Here is a 13,787-nt window from a genome sequence, read left to right as displayed (position 1 = left end):
CAGCAGGCGCAGTCTGCAACGAGGCCGGCGCCGGAGCAGGATTCATGAACCGCCTGAGCGAGGCCCATTCTCCCTACCTTCTGCAGCACAGGGACAACCCTGTCCATTGGTGGGAATGGGGTCCCGAGGCCCTGACCGAAGCCAAAAGGCTCGACAGGCCGATCCTGATCTCCATCGGCTATGCCGCCTGCCATTGGTGCCACGTCATGGCGCATGAGAGCTTCGAGGACCCGGGGGTCGCCGCGGTCATGAACGCGCTCTTCGTCAACATCAAGGTCGACCGGGAGGAGCGGCCGGATGTGGACCACGTCTATATGAGCGCGCTTCATCTCCTGGGCGAGCAGGGCGGCTGGCCGCTCACCATGTTCCTGACGCCGGAGGGCGAGCCGTTCTGGGGCGGCACCTACTTTCCGAAGGAGCCGCGCTTCGGCCGCCCCGGCTTCGTCGCGGTGCTGCGCGAGATCGACCGTCTCTACCGCGCCGAGCCCGAGCGGATCCTCAAGAACCGGGACGCGATCAAGCAGAGCCTCGCGAAGGCGGAAGCGGGCGACGGCGGCACGCTCGGCCTCGACGATCTCGACCGTTTCGTTCTGCGCCTCTCCGAGCTCATCGACAGGGAGAACGGCGGCCTGCAGGGCGCGCCGAAATTTCCCAATCCGCCGATCCTCGAATTCCTCTATCGCTATGCCCGCCGCAGCGGCGATGAGGCGGCGAAGCAGCGCTTTCTCCTGACCCTGGAACGCATGGCGCTCGGCGGCATCCGCGACCATCTCGGCGGCGGCTTCGCCCGCTATTCGGTCGACGAGCGCTGGCTCGTGCCGCATTTCGAAAAGATGCTCTACGACAATGCGCAGCTCTTGGAACTCTACGCGCTGGCCTACGCCGAGACCGGCCGCCGCCTTTTCCGCGATGCGGCCGAGGGGATCGTCGCCTGGCTGCAACGGGAGATGGCGCTTCCCGAGGGCGCCTTTGCCGCGAGCCTCGATGCGGATTCGGAGGGCGAGGAAGGCCGCTTCTATGTCTGGAGCCTGGCCGACATCCGCGAGAACTTAGGCGAGGAGGATGCGGCCTTCTTCGCGCAGGTCTACGACATCACCGCCGAGGGCAATTTCGAGGGCCACAGCATCCCGAACCGTCTCCTGTCCGGCGAAGCCCCTCCCGCGATCGAGGAGCGATTGGCCGTGATGCGGACGACGCTTTTGGAGCGGCGGGCTTCCCGCATCAGGCCCGGCCTCGACGACAAGGTGCTGTCGGACTGGAACGGGCTGATGATCGGCGCTCTCGTGCGCGCGGCGCCCCTCCTCGGCCGGCCCGAATGGATCTCCCTGGCGCAGCGGGCCTATGGCTTCGTTCAGCGCGCGATGAGCCGTGACGGCCGGCTCGGCCATTCCTGGCGCGGCGGCGCGCTGATCTTTCCGGGCTTCGCCCTCGACCACGCCGCCATGATGCGCGCGGCGCTCGCCCTCTACGAGGCGACCTCGGAATCGTCCTACCTCCAGGACGCGCGAACTTGGCGCGATGTCCTGCTGTCAGAGTTCCTGGTGGAAGATGCCAATTGCCTTGCCATGACGGCTGAAGGAACCGACCCCCTCGTTGTCCGGCCGCAGCCGAGCCAGGACGACGCGGTGCCCAACGCCAACGGCGTCTTCGCCGAAGCGCTTGTGCGGCTGGCGCAGATCACGGAGGCCGAAGAGGACATCGTGCAGGCGCGGGAAATGTTGAGCCGGCTCGTCGGCATCGCCCGCTCGTCGCCGCTCGGCCACGCCTCGATCCTCAACGCCCTCGACCTGCATCTGCGGGGCGTGAGCATTCTCGTCACGGGAAACGATGTCGAAGCGCTGTACGACGCCACCCTCGCCCTTCCCTATCTCGACCGCAGCGTCCGCCGGCTCGGCGCGGACGAATCGTTGGCCGATAACCACCCTGCCAAAGCCCTTGCCACCTCAGGAACCGAAGCTCAGGCCCTGGTCTGCGCCGGCATTCGCTGCTCGCTCCCGGTCACGGATGAGGACGGCTTGAGGGCACGGGTCGCGGAAATGCTGTCGTCCCACGCGAGTAGAATTCCGGATTAACAATCCGGCTCCTGTCGCTCCGTCTCGCGTCTGAGATGCGTCAGCGGCAGGGCGGCGTCGGATTTCACGCGGGTGAGGGCGAAGTTGGACCGGATGTCGCCGATCATCGGCAGGACAAGGAGCTTTTCCGTCAGCAGCCGCTCGTAGGCCTTCAGGTTCGACACCACGATCTCGGCGATGAAATCGGCCGTGCCGGAGACCATGTGGCAGGCTACCACCTCTGGTATGGCGGCAAGCGCCTGCTGGAGCGCCTGCGCATTGTCGCGGGAATGCTTCTCGACCTTGATCTCGACGAAGACCGTGAGACCGAGACCGACCGATTCGCGGTCGAGCACGGCGCGGTAGGTACGGATGAAGCCGTCGCGCTCGAGCCGTCGGACCCGGCGCAGGCAGGGCGAGGGCGAGAGGCCGACCTGATCCGCCAGTTCCTGGTTGGTCAGCCGCCCGTCGGATTGAAGGGCATTCAGGATCCGCAGGTCGATGGCATCGAGATCGACGTAAGGCATTTCTTGCCTGAACTCATTTTCACGCAATCATCTGCCAATAAGTATCTCCTATCCAGTACAACTTCGCAAGGACATGCCATGCCACGCCAGGATATGCTCAGGCGCATTGATGGAGACACGCCATGTCCGATCTCGCCTATTCCTGCGCAGGCCCCTGCCCGCCCTGCCCTCGTTGGCTGGCTGGCCGTCTTGGCGACGGTTACGATCTGGGCTGTCTGGGCCGTGGCGACCCGCCATGCGGTGACGCACGATCTGCCGCCTTCCGCCATCGGCCTGTTGCGGTTCGGCGTGCCTGCGCTCCTGCTCCTCCCGTTCGCCTGGCGCAGCGGTCTTTTTCCGAAAGGCTTGGAGCTGCCGAAGGCGCTCGGGCTTCTCGGCTCCGGCGCCCCGTTCTTCCTCATCGTTGCGCTCGGCATGCAATTTGCTCCGGCAGCCGAGATCGGCCCCCTATTGCCAGGCACCATGCCGCTCTTCGTCGCCCTGATCGGCTGGCTCGTCTTTGGTGAAAAGCTCGGGCGCCTGCGGATGCTCGGCTTCGCCCTGATCCTCATCGGCGTCGCCTGCATCGGCGGCTATGGGCTGTTCGTGACCGGAAGCGGTGCCTGGCGCGGCCACTTGCTCCTTTTGACCGGCGCCTGCCTGTGGGGGATCTACACCCATGCCTATCGCCGCAGCGGATTGTCGGCATTGCAGGCGGCTGCCCTGATCGGGCTGTGGTCCTTCCTGATCCTGCTGCCTTTCGGTCTGCCGCCGCTCATCCGCGCGATCGGTAACGGGTTGGCCGGCCCGCTCGTCCTGCAGGCCCTTCTGCAAGGCTTCGTCGCGGGCGTTGCCGGCATCGTGCTCTACGGCATCGCCATCGACCGGCTCGGCGCCTCCCGTGCCGCCGCCCTCTCGCCGCTCGCCATCGTGCTTGCGGCTCTGCTCGCGATTCCGGTGCTCGGCGAGATTCCGGATGCGGCAGCGATGATCGGGATAACCTTGGCGACCCCCGGCGTTGTGCTGGCAAGCGGCGTCTTTACATCCGCCAGCAGGAGTTGACGACGCCCATCACAGCACGGGAGCGGCGATGTTTCTGTTCTTCTCGAACCGATTGGGCTGCGCAGGCTCGCTCCTGATCTCTGCCGTGCTGACTGTGATCGTACTGGCGCTCATGGGGGTGTTCTGAGGACAAACAAAAAACCCCACCCTCCGCGAGGAGGATGGGGTCAAATTTTGCAGACGGAGGTTCCGCCTCAGGTGTTCATGGAATCGAAGAAGTCCTGGTTCGACTTGGTCTGGCGCAGCTTGTCGAGCAGGAACTCGATGGCGTCCACCGTGCCCATCGGGTTGAGGATGCGGCGCAGCACGTACATCTTCTTGAGAGTATCCGTCGGAACCAGAAGCTCTTCCTTGCGGGTGCCGGAGCGGGTGATGTCGATGGCCGGGAAGGTGCGCTTGTCGGCGACCTTGCGGTCCAAAATGATTTCCGAGTTGCCGGTTCCCTTGAACTCTTCGAAGATCACCTCGTCCATGCGCGAGCCGGTATCGATCAGCGCGGTGGCGATGATGGTGAGCGAGCCGCCCTCCTCGATGTTGCGCGCCGCGCCGAAGAAGCGCTTCGGGCGCTGCAGGGCGTTGGCGTCGACGCCGCCGGTGAGCACCTTGCCGGAGGACGGCACCACCGTGTTGTAGGCGCGTCCCAGGCGCGTGATCGAATCGAGCAGGATCACCACGTCGCGGCCATGCTCCACGAGGCGCTTGGCCTTCTCGATCACCATCTCGGCCACCTGCACGTGGCGGGTCGCCGGCTCGTCGAAGGTGGAGGCCACGACCTCGCCCTTCACGGAGCGCTGCATGTCGGTGACTTCCTCCGGCCGCTCGTCGATGAGCAGAACGATGAGGTAGCACTCGGGATGGTTGGTGGTGATCGACTGCGCCACGTTCTGCATCAGCACGGTCTTGCCGGTGCGCGGCGGCGCGACGATGAGCGCGCGCTGGCCTTTTCCGATGGGCGAGACGATGTCGATGATGCGCGGCGAGAAATCTTTTCGCGTCGGATCGGCGATCTCGAGATTGAAGCGCTCGTGCGGGAAGAGCGGCGTCAGGTTGTCGAAATGCACCTTGTGCCGGATCTTCTCCGGATCCTCGAAATTGATGGTGTTGACCTTGAGCAGAGCGAAATAGCGTTCGCCTTCCTTCGGGCCGCGGATCGGGCCATCCACCGTGTCGCCGGTGCGCAGGCCGAACTTCCGGATCTGCGAGGGCGAGACATAGATGTCGTCGGGACCGGGCAGGTAGTTCGAATCGGCCGAGCGCAGGAAGCCGAAGCCGTCCTGCAGCACCTCGACGACGCCGGCGCCGATGATCTCGACCTCGCGCGCCGCCAGCTGCTTGAGGATGGCGAACATGAGCTCCTGCTTGCGCATCGTGCTCGCGTTCTCGACCTCGAGCTCTTCGGCGAAGGTGATGAGTTCGGTGGCGGATTTGGATTTCAGATCTTGAAGTTTGATTTCCCTCATCGGGGAACACTCTCGGGGTAAAGTCGCGGGCAGAGGGGCTGTACGCGGGGGAGATTAAGGGGAACGTTCGACAGGGCCGCCGGGTTCACGAACCGTGACCGAGAGAGCCCTGAGGCCCCGTGCAGCGCACCTGTCTTTAGAGGAGGAGGCCTTTGTTCTAGCCGTTTTCTCCGGAAATCACAAGAGCCTTCGTCACGCCTGCCCGGAACGGAACGTTCCGAAGAGAGGTTATCGGTGGCCGATCAAGGAGAAAATCGCCGTGAGCCAGCTGACCCTCGCCGACCTGTCCGACAAGATGCGCGACATCGACTTTGCCATGCTCTCGACCCATGCGGAGGGCGGCGAGATCGCCGGACGTCCGATGAGCAACAACGGAGATGTCGCCTACGAGGGCGATTCGTATTTCTTCTCCTATGAGCAGACGCGGACGGTCGAAGACATCAAGCGCGACCCGAAGGTATCCCTCGCCTTCCAGGGCAGCAAAGGCCTTCTAGGCAAGCCCCCGATCTTCATCGCCGTCGAAGGCCGCGCCGAGCTGATCCGCGACAGAAAGGCCTTCGAGGAGCATTGGACGAAGGACCTGGAGATCTGGTTCAAGGACGGGGTCGACACCCCGGGGCTCGTCCTGATCAAGGTTCACGCAACCCGCATCCATTACTGGCACGGCACGGACGAGGGCGAAGTGAAGGTCTGAGCGACACCCCTGCCCCACAGGGACGTCAGAACGGCTTCACGATCACCAGGATCACGATGCCGATCATGAGAACCGTCGGAACCTCGTTGATCATGCGGTAAAATTTCGCCGGGCGCACATTCGCGTCGGCGGCGAACACCTTCACGGTCTTCGACAGGAATCCGTGCACCCCGGAGAGGATCAGCACGAGCAGCACCTTCGCATGCAACCAGCCGGAGGTGTACCAGCCGCCCTGCCAGATCAGGATCAGGCCGAGGATCCAGGCGAGGCCCATGGCCGGGTTGATGATCGCCTTGAGCAGGCGCCGCTCCATGAGCTTGAAGGTCTCGGACTGGATTGAGCCCTTCGGCACGTCGCTATGATAGACGAAAAGCCGCGGCAGATAGAGCATGCCCGCCATCCACGCGATGATCGCAATCACGTGGAACGCCTTGATCCAGTCGTACAGCATCGTCTCAAGCCCCCCGCACGCGAGCGATCATCCGCTCGACATGGTCGATCGGCGTCTCCGGCAGGATGCCGTGGCCGAGATTGAAGATGTGCGGCCGTCCGCGCACCGCCTCCAGGATATGGTCGACGCCGTCGTCGAGCGCATCGCCGCCGGCGATCAGGGCCAGCGGGTCGAGATTGCCCTGGGTGGCGATCGTCGCCGGCAGGATCGGCAGCACGAGAGCCGGATCGAGGGTCCAGTCGAGCGCCAGCCCGTCGCCGATGCCGGCGGCCGCGAAGCGGTGCAGGTTGGCGCCGCCGCCACGCACGAAAACGATGGCCTTCGCCTCCGGCCGCGCGCTTTTCAGGCCCTCGACCATGCGGCGGATCGGGTTCAGCGACAGCCGGTCGAAGAGTGCCGGCGGCAGGGCCGACCCAAAACTCTCGAAGATCTGCACCGCTTCCGCACCCGCATCGATCTGGCGGATGAGATAGGCGGTCGAGGCCCGAACCAGCCTGTCGATGAGCGCATCCATGAAGGCCGGGTCGCGATAGGCGGTGAGCCGGGCCGGGGCCTGGTCCGGCGTACCCTTGCCCGCGATCATGTAGCTCGCCACGGTCCAGGGCGCGCCGCAGAAGCCGAGAAGCGTCGTCTCCTTCGGCAGGCTCCTGCTCAGACGATCCAATGTTTCGAAGACGGGATCGAGACGCTCCAGCGGCAGCTCCTCGGCGAGCCGCGAGAAGTCCTGCTCCGAGGTGACCGGATCGAGCTTCGGCCCTTCGTTCTCGACGAAGCGCACGTCCTGGCCCAGCGCATGGGGAATGACGAGAATGTCGGAGAACAGGATCGAGGCGTCGAAGCCGAAGCGGCGGATCGGCTGAAGCGTCACCTCCTCGGCAAGCCTCGGATTGTAGCAGAGGTCGAGGAAGGATCCCGCCTGCCTCCGGGTCTCGCGGTATTCCGGCAGATAGCGGCCGGCCTGACGCATGATCCAGATCGGCAAGGGCCAGACCGGCTCGCCGTTCAGCACGCGTAAAATCGCTTTGGTGGGACGCTCGCTCACAGGCCTTCTCTCAATAAATAGAATCTTTGAATCTTTGAATCTGATGTTTCTCTTGGGCCGTGAATCACAAAGCCGCAACCCCGTCCACAGACGGTCCACACGGCCAGCGCCGTTAAGGGTTCATTAACGGATGGGGCAGGCCCGTCACAATCCTTTCCGAAATCTTAAAGCTTAACAGCCCGTTAACGAAGATTAACCAGATCTGAATCGAAAAGGCCCGAGTGATTCGTGCCGGATTCTCCCAATGGGCCACCCGCGATGTCGCACAACGGCGAGCGCTGTTGATGGATTCGGCCGAAGCCCACAGGCCCTTGTGCTGGACCTCTCACCTCAGGCGTTTTATCCACACTGATCGACTCCTCTTCAGAGAGAGTACCAGCCGTGGGACGCAGCTATTTCCATCTCCATCTCGTCTCCGACTCGACGGGCGAAACGCTCATCACCGTCGCCCGCGCGGTCGTCGCGCAATATGAAGGCGTTGCCGCCATCGAGCATGTCTATCCCCTCGTGCGTTCGAACACCCAGCTCGAGCGCGTGATCAGCGAGATCGAAACCGCGCCCGGCATCGTGCTGTACACCCTGGTCGAGCAGGACCTGGCGCACCGGCTGGAAGAGGTTTGCCGCAACACGGGCTCGCCGCATCTCTCGGTGCTCGAGCCGGTCCACGCCCTGCTCTCTTCCTATCTCGGCACCCATTCGACGGCGCGGCCCGGTGCGCAGCACATGCTGAACGCGGAATATTTCAAGCGCATCGACGCCATGAACTTCACCCTCCTCCACGATGACGGGCACCTGCCGCACGATCTCGACGAAGCCAATGTAATCCTGGTCGGCGTGAGCCGCACCTCGAAGACGCCGACCGCCATCTACCTCGCCAATCGCGGCCTCAAGACCGCCAATATCCCGCTCGTCCCCGGCGTGCCGCCGCCCGCCGTTCTCGGGACAGCTCGCAAAGCGCTCATTGTCGGGCTCGTCGCGACGCCGGAGCGTATCGTGCAGATCCGGCAGAACCGTCTCCTCAGCCTCAACGCCGACGACGACACGTCTTACGTGGATCGCGACGCGGTGGCGGAGGAGCTCGCAGCCTCCCGGCGGCTTTTCGCCCGCAACGGCTGGTCGGTGATCGACGTGACGCGCCGCTCCATCGAGGAGACGGCGGCGGCGATCATCGATCTCTATCGCGACCACCGCCTGCGCTTCATCGCGGAGTAAGGTCATGCCGTCGCTTTGGACCCCCTCCGACAATCTGCTCCTCGCCTCGAAGAGTGCGACCCGCCTCGCCCTGCTGGTCAGCGCGGGGATTGCCGTGGAAACGCAGAATTCCGGCCTCGACGAACGCGCCGTCGAGGCGGCGGCAGAGCAGGAACGGCTCGATCCGCCGGCGCTCGCCCAGCGTCTCGCGGACGAAAAAGCCCTCGCCGTCAGCCGCCGCCATCCCGAGCGGGTAGTGCTCGGGGCCGACCAGGTGCTCGAGGGTGCCGCCGGCGAGATTTTTCACAAGCCGGCGGACCGGGAAGCCGCACGGGCGCAACTGATGAAGCTGTCCGGACGCTCCCATGCTCTCCATTCCGCCGGCAGCCTCGCCATCGGCGGGCAAGTGGTCGAGCGGTTCTCGAGCAGTGCCTATCTCGCCATGCGGCCTTTGACGGAGGAGGCGGTCGATCTCTATCTCGACCTCGCCGGGCCCGATGTGCTCAAAAGCGTCGGCGTTTACCAGGTCGAAGGGTTCGGGGTTCATCTGTTCGAGACGGTCGAGGGGGATCATTCGACGATCCTAGGGCTCCCTCTCCTTCCGCTGCTCGCCGCCTTACGCCGTCTCGGCTGCCTGAGCCTTTGAGGATATGAGTTCATGACGAAGGCCTTCGTCACCGGCCATCCGATCAAGCATTCCCGCTCGCCGCTGATCCACGGTCATTGGCTGAAGGAATACCGCCTCGACGGGTCTTATGAGCGTATCGACGTGGCGCCTGTGGATTTCGGGGATTTTCTGCGCGGCTTTGCGGCACGCGGCTTTGCCGGCGGCAATGTCACCATCCCGCACAAAGAGGCGGCCTTTGCCGGCGTCGATCGCAGGACGGCGCGGGCCGAGCGGGTGAAGGCGGTCAACACGCTCTGGGTCGAGGACGGTCTGCTCTGGGGCGACAACACGGATGTCGCAGGCTTCATGGCCCATCTCGATGCGACCTTGGGGACAGGCTGGGAACAGGATGTGGATACGGCTCTCGTGATCGGTGCAGGAGGCGCCGCCCGCGCGGTGGTGGCCGGCCTGCAGGACCGACCCCTGAAGCGCATTCTCGTCACGAACCGCACGCTCGCCAAGGCGGAAGACCTGGTCCGCGAACTTAGGCCGGGCAGCCGGGTCGGTCTGGAGACGTCCGCGTGGGAGGCTCTCGGGCGGGTGATTCCGCATGCCCGTCTCATCGTCAACACCACGTCGCTCGGCATGGCGGGCCAGCCGCCTCTCGCCCTCGATCTGGGCCGCGCTCCGCGCAATGCCGCCGTGGCGGACATCGTCTATGTTCCCCTGCAGACGCCCCTTCTCGCCGCCGCCGCGGCCCGGGATCTGAGAATTGTCGACGGGCTGGGCATGCTGCTGCACCAGGCGGTGCCGGGCTTCGAGCGCTGGTTCGGCGTGAGGCCCCAGGTCACGCCGGAGCTGCGGGCCCTGATCCTCGCCGATATCGAGGGTCAAGGATGACCTTCGTGCTAGGGCTCACCGGCTCCATCGGCATGGGAAAATCGGCGACCGCCGATCTCTTCCGCCGGCTCGGCGTCCCGGTCCACGATGCGGATGCCACCGTGCACCGGCTCTATCGCGGCCGCGCCGCGGCACCGATCGAGAAGGAATTTCCCGGCACCGTCGGCGATGGCATCGTCGACCGGACGAAGCTGGGGGCTGCCGTTTTCAACGATTCCGAGCGCATGAAGCGGCTGGAGGCCATCGTGCATCCGCTGGTGCGCGAGGAGGAGGATGACTTTCTCAAAAGGGTATCGGCCCTTGCGCCCGTCGCCGTCCTCGACATTCCCCTCCTCTTCGAGACAGGCGGCGAGCGGCGCTGCGATGCAGTTCTCGTGGTGACGGCACCATCTTCTGTGCAACGCGATCGGGTTCTCGCCCGTCCCGGCATGACGGAGGAAAAGTTTTCTGCCATCCTGGCCAAGCAGATGAGGGACGAGGACAAGCGTGCCCGCGCGCATTTCCTGGTCGATACGGGACGGGGGTTCGCCTCGGCCGAAGCCCAGGTGCGATCCATTCTCGCCTGTCTCGCCGGAAGGCCGGGACGGCGTCACCGTTTTTGATGATGAGTTTTCCTGATGTTGCGTGAAATCGTACTCGATACCGAAACCACCGGCACCGACCATGCCAAGGGCGACCGGGTGATCGAAATCGGCTGCGTCGAGCTCCTCAACCATATCCCGACGGGCAGGAACCATCACGTCTACATCAACCCTGAATTCCCGGTCGCGCCCGGCGCCTTCGCGGTGCACGGCCTTTCCAACGAGTTTCTCGCCGACAAGCCGGTTTTCGCTGCCATCGCGGACGAGTTTGCCGATTTCATCGGCGATGCGCGTCTCGTCATCCACAACGCGGCCTTCGATATCGGCTTCCTCAATGCGGAATTCGCCCGCACCGGGCACCGGCAGTTCAAGCTGGCGGAGGCGGTCGACACCCTTGCGCTGGCCCGCCGCAAGCATCCGGGCGCTGCGAACAACCTTGATGCGCTCTGCGCCCGCTACGGCATCGACAATTCCAAGCGCACCAAGCACGGCGCGCTTCTCGATGCCGAGATCCTGGCCGAGGTCTATATCGAGCTGATCGGCGGCCGGCAGGTCGGCTTCGACCTGTCGATGCAGCCCGCTGCCCGGGCCGGCGCCTTTATGCAGGCGGAAGCGGCCGGCCGCGAAGCCCGCCCCCGGACCCTGATCTCACGCCTGACCGATGCCGAGCGCGCAGCCCATGCAGCCTTCATCGAGTCGCTCGGAGAGAATGCTCTCTGGCGTGACTATCTCGGCGAGACTGCATCCGAGGCGTCCTAGAACGCTACCGGAATGCTATTTCCGTCGGCTATCGTCTTCGGGACAATAGTCCTGAAGCAGTCCTAGAGAATGGTCTCGATCCCCTTCTTGTCCGCCAGCGTCAGCAGCTTCAGTGCCGAACCTGTAGGCTTCTTTTCTCCGCGCTCCCATTTGCTGACCATGGCGGCCGTTACATTGAGGGCCTTCGCGAAGGTCGCCTGGCTCATATGGGATTTTTCCCGGATCCGCTTCACATCGTCCGGCGCAACAGGATCAACCGCAGTGAGACAAGCCACATCAAAGTGGCGCATCGTCGCCTTGTCGATCGCTCCGACCTTGTGAAGTCCTTTCATCGCCAGATGAACCGACCGAAGAGGATCGCTTCGATATGTCTTTCTATTGCTGCTCATAATCAATCTCGATCCAGTCTCCGGCGTCGATCAATGCCTTGATGTGTGTGTCACCGAGATCCGCCAGCGTCTTCGCCGCCTCGCGGTAGATCTTCTCTTCGGCCGAGGTCAGGTTGGCCTGCGCGTTCTTGGGAAACATATGCACGAACACGGCACGATCACCGTGCTTGTGCACGATGATCGTGCGGTAGTCGCCGGAGCGCCCGACACGCTGCTTGATCAGAAATTTTCCGATTACAGCATCGGCCAATCCCTTCTCGGCCCGAGCGACTGCGTTGCTCAACTCCTCATCGCTGATCTTGCTCTTACGCGCCTGTTTGGCGAAATCTTTCAGTTTGTAGACTTTCATTGGACCCCCGCCCCGCACGAGCCGTCCAGAAATGTTGTTTATTCATAGCATTTAGCGTCCTCTGGAAGTGCGTGCTGGCCGCGAGGCAGCAGCCAAGCGACGGCGCCAATCTATAGTCTTTAGGGCTATATTTCAAGCGAGGTCGCTTGGCCGAGCAGACAACAAAAAGGGTGGAGCAGTCTCCCGCTCCACCCTCTCACTGAACAACCCAGTTTAGGCGCCTTCGAAATCTCGTCTTACGACAGTGTCTGGCCTTCGCCATTCTGCTGGCCCTGCACCTCGGCAGCGCGCTGGCGGTAGAGGGCGACGAAGTCGATCGGGTCGATATAGAGGGGCGGGAAGCCGCCGTTGCGCACCGCCTCGGCCACCATCTGGCGGGCGAAGGGGAAGAGCAGGCGCGGGCACTCGATCATCACCACCGGGTGCAGCTGCTCCTGCGGGATATTCTGGATGCGGAACACGCCGGAATAGGTCAGCTCGAAGGCGAACAGCACTTCCTTGCCGCCGATCTTGGCATCGCCCTCGAGGGTCAGGTCGACCTCGAAATCGGCCTCGGCCAGCTGCTTGGCGTTCACGTTGACCTGCAGGTTGATCTGCGGGCCTTCCGCCTGCTGCTGCAGGGAGCGCGGGGCGTTGGGATTCTCGAAGGAAAAATCTTTGCAGTATTGCGCAAGCGCGTTGAGCGCGGGCGCTCCGTTGGATGCCGGATTCTCGGCCATGGGTTTCATGCTCCCTAAGGGGGTGTCTCGTCCGGCCCTGACGGAACACTTTGTAAAGCAAAGCGCCGGCTCGCTTCGGGCCATGGGCCCCGCGCTACCAGCTTCTCATAGCCGAAGCAAGGTTGGCCGAGGCAAGATTGAGCCGATGCATTCGCTTGTCGGGGGAGGAGGTGGATGTTACGACCTCAGGACCCCATATGCGAAGGATGACACCTTCGCCTCCTCGGCACAACGCCCGGCGGCAACCGGGCGCGGGGGGCTCACAACGGATCGACGATGCAGGATTCCTTCGACATCACGACCCTTATTTTTATCGTACTCGCCGTTTTCGTGATCTGGCGTCTCCGCTCCGTCCTGGGGCAGAAGACCGGCAGTGAGCAGCCGCCCTTCGATCCGCTCTCGCGCCGCGATGCGCCCCTGCGTCCAGGCAACGCACCTGCCGAGCCGGATCACAATGTGGTGCGCCTGCCCGGCGCCGCCGAGGCCCGTCCCACCGCCGAGGTCGCCCCGTCCGAGCGCTGGAAGGGCATCACTGAGCCCGGCACGCCCACGGCTGCCGCCCTCGACGGCATCGTGCGCCTGGAGCCGAGCTTCAATCCGTCGGAGTTTCTGGAAGGGGCCAAGTCGGCCTACGAGATGATCGTCACCGCCTTCGCTCAAGGAGACCGCAAGACCCTGAAGGATCTGCTCTCCCGCGAGGTCTATGAAGGCTTCGAGCGCGCGATCACCGAGCGTGAGCGCCGCGGCGAGACGGTCGAAACCACCTTCGTCTCCATCGACAAGGCCGAGCTCGCCGGCGCCGAGCTGCAGGGCAAGACGGCCCAGATCGTGGTGCGCTTCCTGTCCAAGCTGATCTCCGCCACCCGCGATGCCTCCGGCAGCGTGGTCGACGGGAGCCCCGAGGCGGTGTCCGACGTCACCGACGTGTGGACCTTCGCCCGCTCCTTAGGCAGCCGCGACCCCAACTGGCAGCTCGTGGCGACCGAAGCGGGGCAATGAGGCATGTCGGGCGGGCTCTTCTCGCTT

16 protein-coding genes are annotated in these 13,787 nt (G+C 64.1%); 9 read left to right on the top strand and 7 right to left on the bottom strand.

What is annotated here, in order from left to right; translation table 11 throughout:
- The first annotated feature begins 44 nt into the window (after positions 1 to 44).
- Positions 45 to 2,072 carry a thioredoxin domain-containing protein gene (locus BB934_RS12940; RefSeq protein WP_099509995.1) on the top strand — a complete coding sequence of 676 codons (2,028 nt, stop codon included), beginning with the start codon at positions 45 to 47 and terminating at the stop codon, positions 2,070 to 2,072.
- Here BB934_RS12940 and BB934_RS12935 read toward each other — a convergent pair.
- On the bottom strand, positions 2,069 to 2,578 hold the full coding sequence (locus BB934_RS12935) for an Lrp/AsnC family transcriptional regulator (RefSeq protein WP_099509994.1): 510 nt from the start codon (positions 2,576 to 2,578) through the stop codon (positions 2,069 to 2,071). The genes BB934_RS12940 and BB934_RS12935 overlap by 4 nt on opposite strands.
- 78 nt (positions 2,579 to 2,656) lie before the next feature.
- Between BB934_RS12935 and BB934_RS12930 the strand changes: the two genes are divergently transcribed.
- Positions 2,657 to 3,619 carry a DMT family transporter gene (locus BB934_RS12930; protein ID WP_099509993.1) on the top strand — a complete coding sequence of 321 codons (963 nt, stop codon included), beginning with the start codon at positions 2,657 to 2,659 and terminating at the stop codon, positions 3,617 to 3,619.
- 194 nt (positions 3,620 to 3,813) lie between these two features.
- Here BB934_RS12930 and rho read toward each other — a convergent pair whose 3' ends face one another.
- Entirely contained in the window at positions 3,814 to 5,079 is a 1,266-nt protein-coding gene (gene rho / locus BB934_RS12925; protein WP_099509992.1) for a transcription termination factor Rho, read from the bottom strand.
- Positions 5,080 to 5,338: 259 nt separating this feature from the next.
- Here rho and BB934_RS12920 point away from each other — a divergent pair, with 259 nt between their 5' ends.
- The gene (locus BB934_RS12920; RefSeq protein ID WP_099509991.1) at positions 5,339 to 5,773 is read left to right on the top strand and encodes a pyridoxamine 5'-phosphate oxidase family protein; all 435 of its coding nucleotides are present in this window, start codon (positions 5,339 to 5,341) and stop codon (positions 5,771 to 5,773) included.
- A gap of 25 nt (positions 5,774 to 5,798) precedes the next feature.
- Here BB934_RS12920 and hemJ read toward each other — a convergent pair whose 3' ends face one another.
- Together hemJ and hemE are read right to left on the bottom strand one after the other, a co-directional pair.
- Positions 5,799 to 6,224 (bottom strand): protoporphyrinogen oxidase HemJ, encoded by a 426-nt coding sequence (gene hemJ / locus BB934_RS12915; protein WP_173909452.1) that lies wholly within the window; start codon positions 6,222 to 6,224, stop codon positions 5,799 to 5,801.
- A gap of 4 nt (positions 6,225 to 6,228) precedes the next feature.
- Positions 6,229 to 7,266, bottom strand: coding sequence for a uroporphyrinogen decarboxylase (gene hemE, locus BB934_RS12910; protein ID WP_099509990.1), 1,038 nt, complete (start codon positions 7,264 to 7,266; stop codon positions 6,229 to 6,231).
- Between the two features lie 381 nt (positions 7,267 to 7,647).
- On the opposite strand from hemE, the gene BB934_RS12905 reads away from it, so the two are divergent.
- Genes BB934_RS12905 through dnaQ form a run of 5 tightly spaced genes read left to right on the top strand, consistent with a single transcriptional unit; the run spans position 7,648 to position 11,304 of the window.
- The gene (locus BB934_RS12905) at positions 7,648 to 8,478 is read left to right on the top strand and encodes a pyruvate, water dikinase regulatory protein (RefSeq protein ID WP_099509989.1); all 831 of its coding nucleotides are present in this window, start codon (positions 7,648 to 7,650) and stop codon (positions 8,476 to 8,478) included.
- Between the two features lie 4 nt (positions 8,479 to 8,482).
- A complete protein-coding gene (locus BB934_RS12900; RefSeq protein ID WP_099509988.1) occupies positions 8,483 to 9,103 on the top strand; it encodes a Maf family protein in 621 nt (206 codons plus the stop codon).
- A 12-nt stretch (positions 9,104 to 9,115) separates the two neighbouring features.
- Complete coding sequence (locus tag BB934_RS12895) at positions 9,116 to 9,964, top strand: shikimate dehydrogenase (RefSeq protein ID WP_099509987.1); 849 nt, start codon at positions 9,116 to 9,118, stop codon at positions 9,962 to 9,964.
- Positions 9,961 to 10,566 carry a dephospho-CoA kinase gene (gene coaE, locus BB934_RS12890; RefSeq protein ID WP_099509986.1) on the top strand — a complete coding sequence of 202 codons (606 nt, stop codon included), beginning with the start codon at positions 9,961 to 9,963 and terminating at the stop codon, positions 10,564 to 10,566. The genes BB934_RS12895 and coaE overlap by 4 nt, the downstream gene beginning before the upstream one ends.
- Before the next feature lie 15 nt (positions 10,567 to 10,581).
- Positions 10,582 to 11,304, top strand: a complete 723-nt coding sequence (gene dnaQ / locus BB934_RS12885; RefSeq protein ID WP_099509985.1) for a DNA polymerase III subunit epsilon — start codon at positions 10,582 to 10,584, stop codon at positions 11,302 to 11,304.
- A gap of 62 nt (positions 11,305 to 11,366) precedes the next feature.
- Here dnaQ and BB934_RS12880 read toward each other — a convergent pair whose 3' ends face one another.
- From BB934_RS12880 to secB, 3 genes are all read right to left on the bottom strand, one after another.
- Positions 11,367 to 11,594, bottom strand: a complete 228-nt coding sequence (locus BB934_RS12880; protein ID WP_335645619.1) for a helix-turn-helix domain-containing protein — start codon at positions 11,592 to 11,594, stop codon at positions 11,367 to 11,369.
- An 85-nt stretch (positions 11,595 to 11,679) separates the two neighbouring features.
- The gene (locus BB934_RS12875) at positions 11,680 to 12,042 is read right to left on the bottom strand and encodes a type II toxin-antitoxin system RelE/ParE family toxin (protein ID WP_099509983.1); all 363 of its coding nucleotides are present in this window, start codon (positions 12,040 to 12,042) and stop codon (positions 11,680 to 11,682) included.
- Between the two features lie 236 nt (positions 12,043 to 12,278).
- Positions 12,279 to 12,761: a protein-export chaperone SecB gene (secB, locus tag BB934_RS12870; protein WP_099509982.1), complete on the bottom strand. Its 483-nt coding sequence runs from the start codon at positions 12,759 to 12,761 to the stop codon at positions 12,279 to 12,281.
- A gap of 276 nt (positions 12,762 to 13,037) precedes the next feature.
- On the opposite strand from secB, the gene BB934_RS12865 reads away from it, so the two are divergent.
- Complete coding sequence (locus tag BB934_RS12865; RefSeq protein ID WP_099509981.1) at positions 13,038 to 13,760, top strand: Tim44/TimA family putative adaptor protein; 723 nt, start codon at positions 13,038 to 13,040, stop codon at positions 13,758 to 13,760.
- Positions 13,761 to 13,787 lie beyond the last annotated feature (27 nt).

Source organism: Microvirga ossetica (assembly GCF_002741015.1).
Classification (GTDB): Bacteria; Pseudomonadota; Alphaproteobacteria; order Rhizobiales; family Beijerinckiaceae; genus Microvirga; species Microvirga ossetica.
Note: the sequence above shows the minus strand (reverse complement) of the source record. Positions and strands in the feature narration are given on the sequence as shown.

Bases quoted from the DNA above. Each gene is read 5' to 3' on its own strand.
- BB934_RS12940 (WP_099509995.1), top strand. From the start codon at position 45: ATGAACCGCCTGAGCGAGGCCCATTCTCCCTACCTTCTGCAGCACAGG.
- BB934_RS12935 (WP_099509994.1), bottom strand. From the start codon at position 2,578: ATGCCTTACGTCGATCTCGATGCCATCGACCTGCGGATCCTGAATGCC.
- BB934_RS12930 (WP_099509993.1), top strand. From the start codon at position 2,657: ATGCCACGCCAGGATATGCTCAGGCGCATTGATGGAGACACGCCATGT.
- rho (WP_099509992.1), bottom strand. From the start codon at position 5,079: ATGAGGGAAATCAAACTTCAAGATCTGAAATCCAAATCCGCCACCGAA.
- hemJ (WP_173909452.1), bottom strand. From the start codon at position 6,224: ATGCTGTACGACTGGATCAAGGCGTTCCACGTGATTGCGATCATCGCG.
- BB934_RS12900 (WP_099509988.1), top strand. From the start codon at position 8,483: ATGCCGTCGCTTTGGACCCCCTCCGACAATCTGCTCCTCGCCTCGAAG.
- BB934_RS12895 (WP_099509987.1), top strand. From the start codon at position 9,116: ATGACGAAGGCCTTCGTCACCGGCCATCCGATCAAGCATTCCCGCTCG.
- coaE (WP_099509986.1), top strand. From the start codon at position 9,961: ATGACCTTCGTGCTAGGGCTCACCGGCTCCATCGGCATGGGAAAATCG.
- dnaQ (WP_099509985.1), top strand. From the start codon at position 10,582: ATGTTGCGTGAAATCGTACTCGATACCGAAACCACCGGCACCGACCAT.
- BB934_RS12880 (WP_335645619.1), bottom strand. From the start codon at position 11,594: ATGCGCCACTTTGATGTGGCTTGTCTCACTGCGGTTGATCCTGTTGCG.
- BB934_RS12875 (WP_099509983.1), bottom strand. From the start codon at position 12,042: ATGAAAGTCTACAAACTGAAAGATTTCGCCAAACAGGCGCGTAAGAGC.
- secB (WP_099509982.1), bottom strand. From the start codon at position 12,761: ATGGCCGAGAATCCGGCATCCAACGGAGCGCCCGCGCTCAACGCGCTT.
- BB934_RS12865 (WP_099509981.1), top strand. From the start codon at position 13,038: ATGCAGGATTCCTTCGACATCACGACCCTTATTTTTATCGTACTCGCC.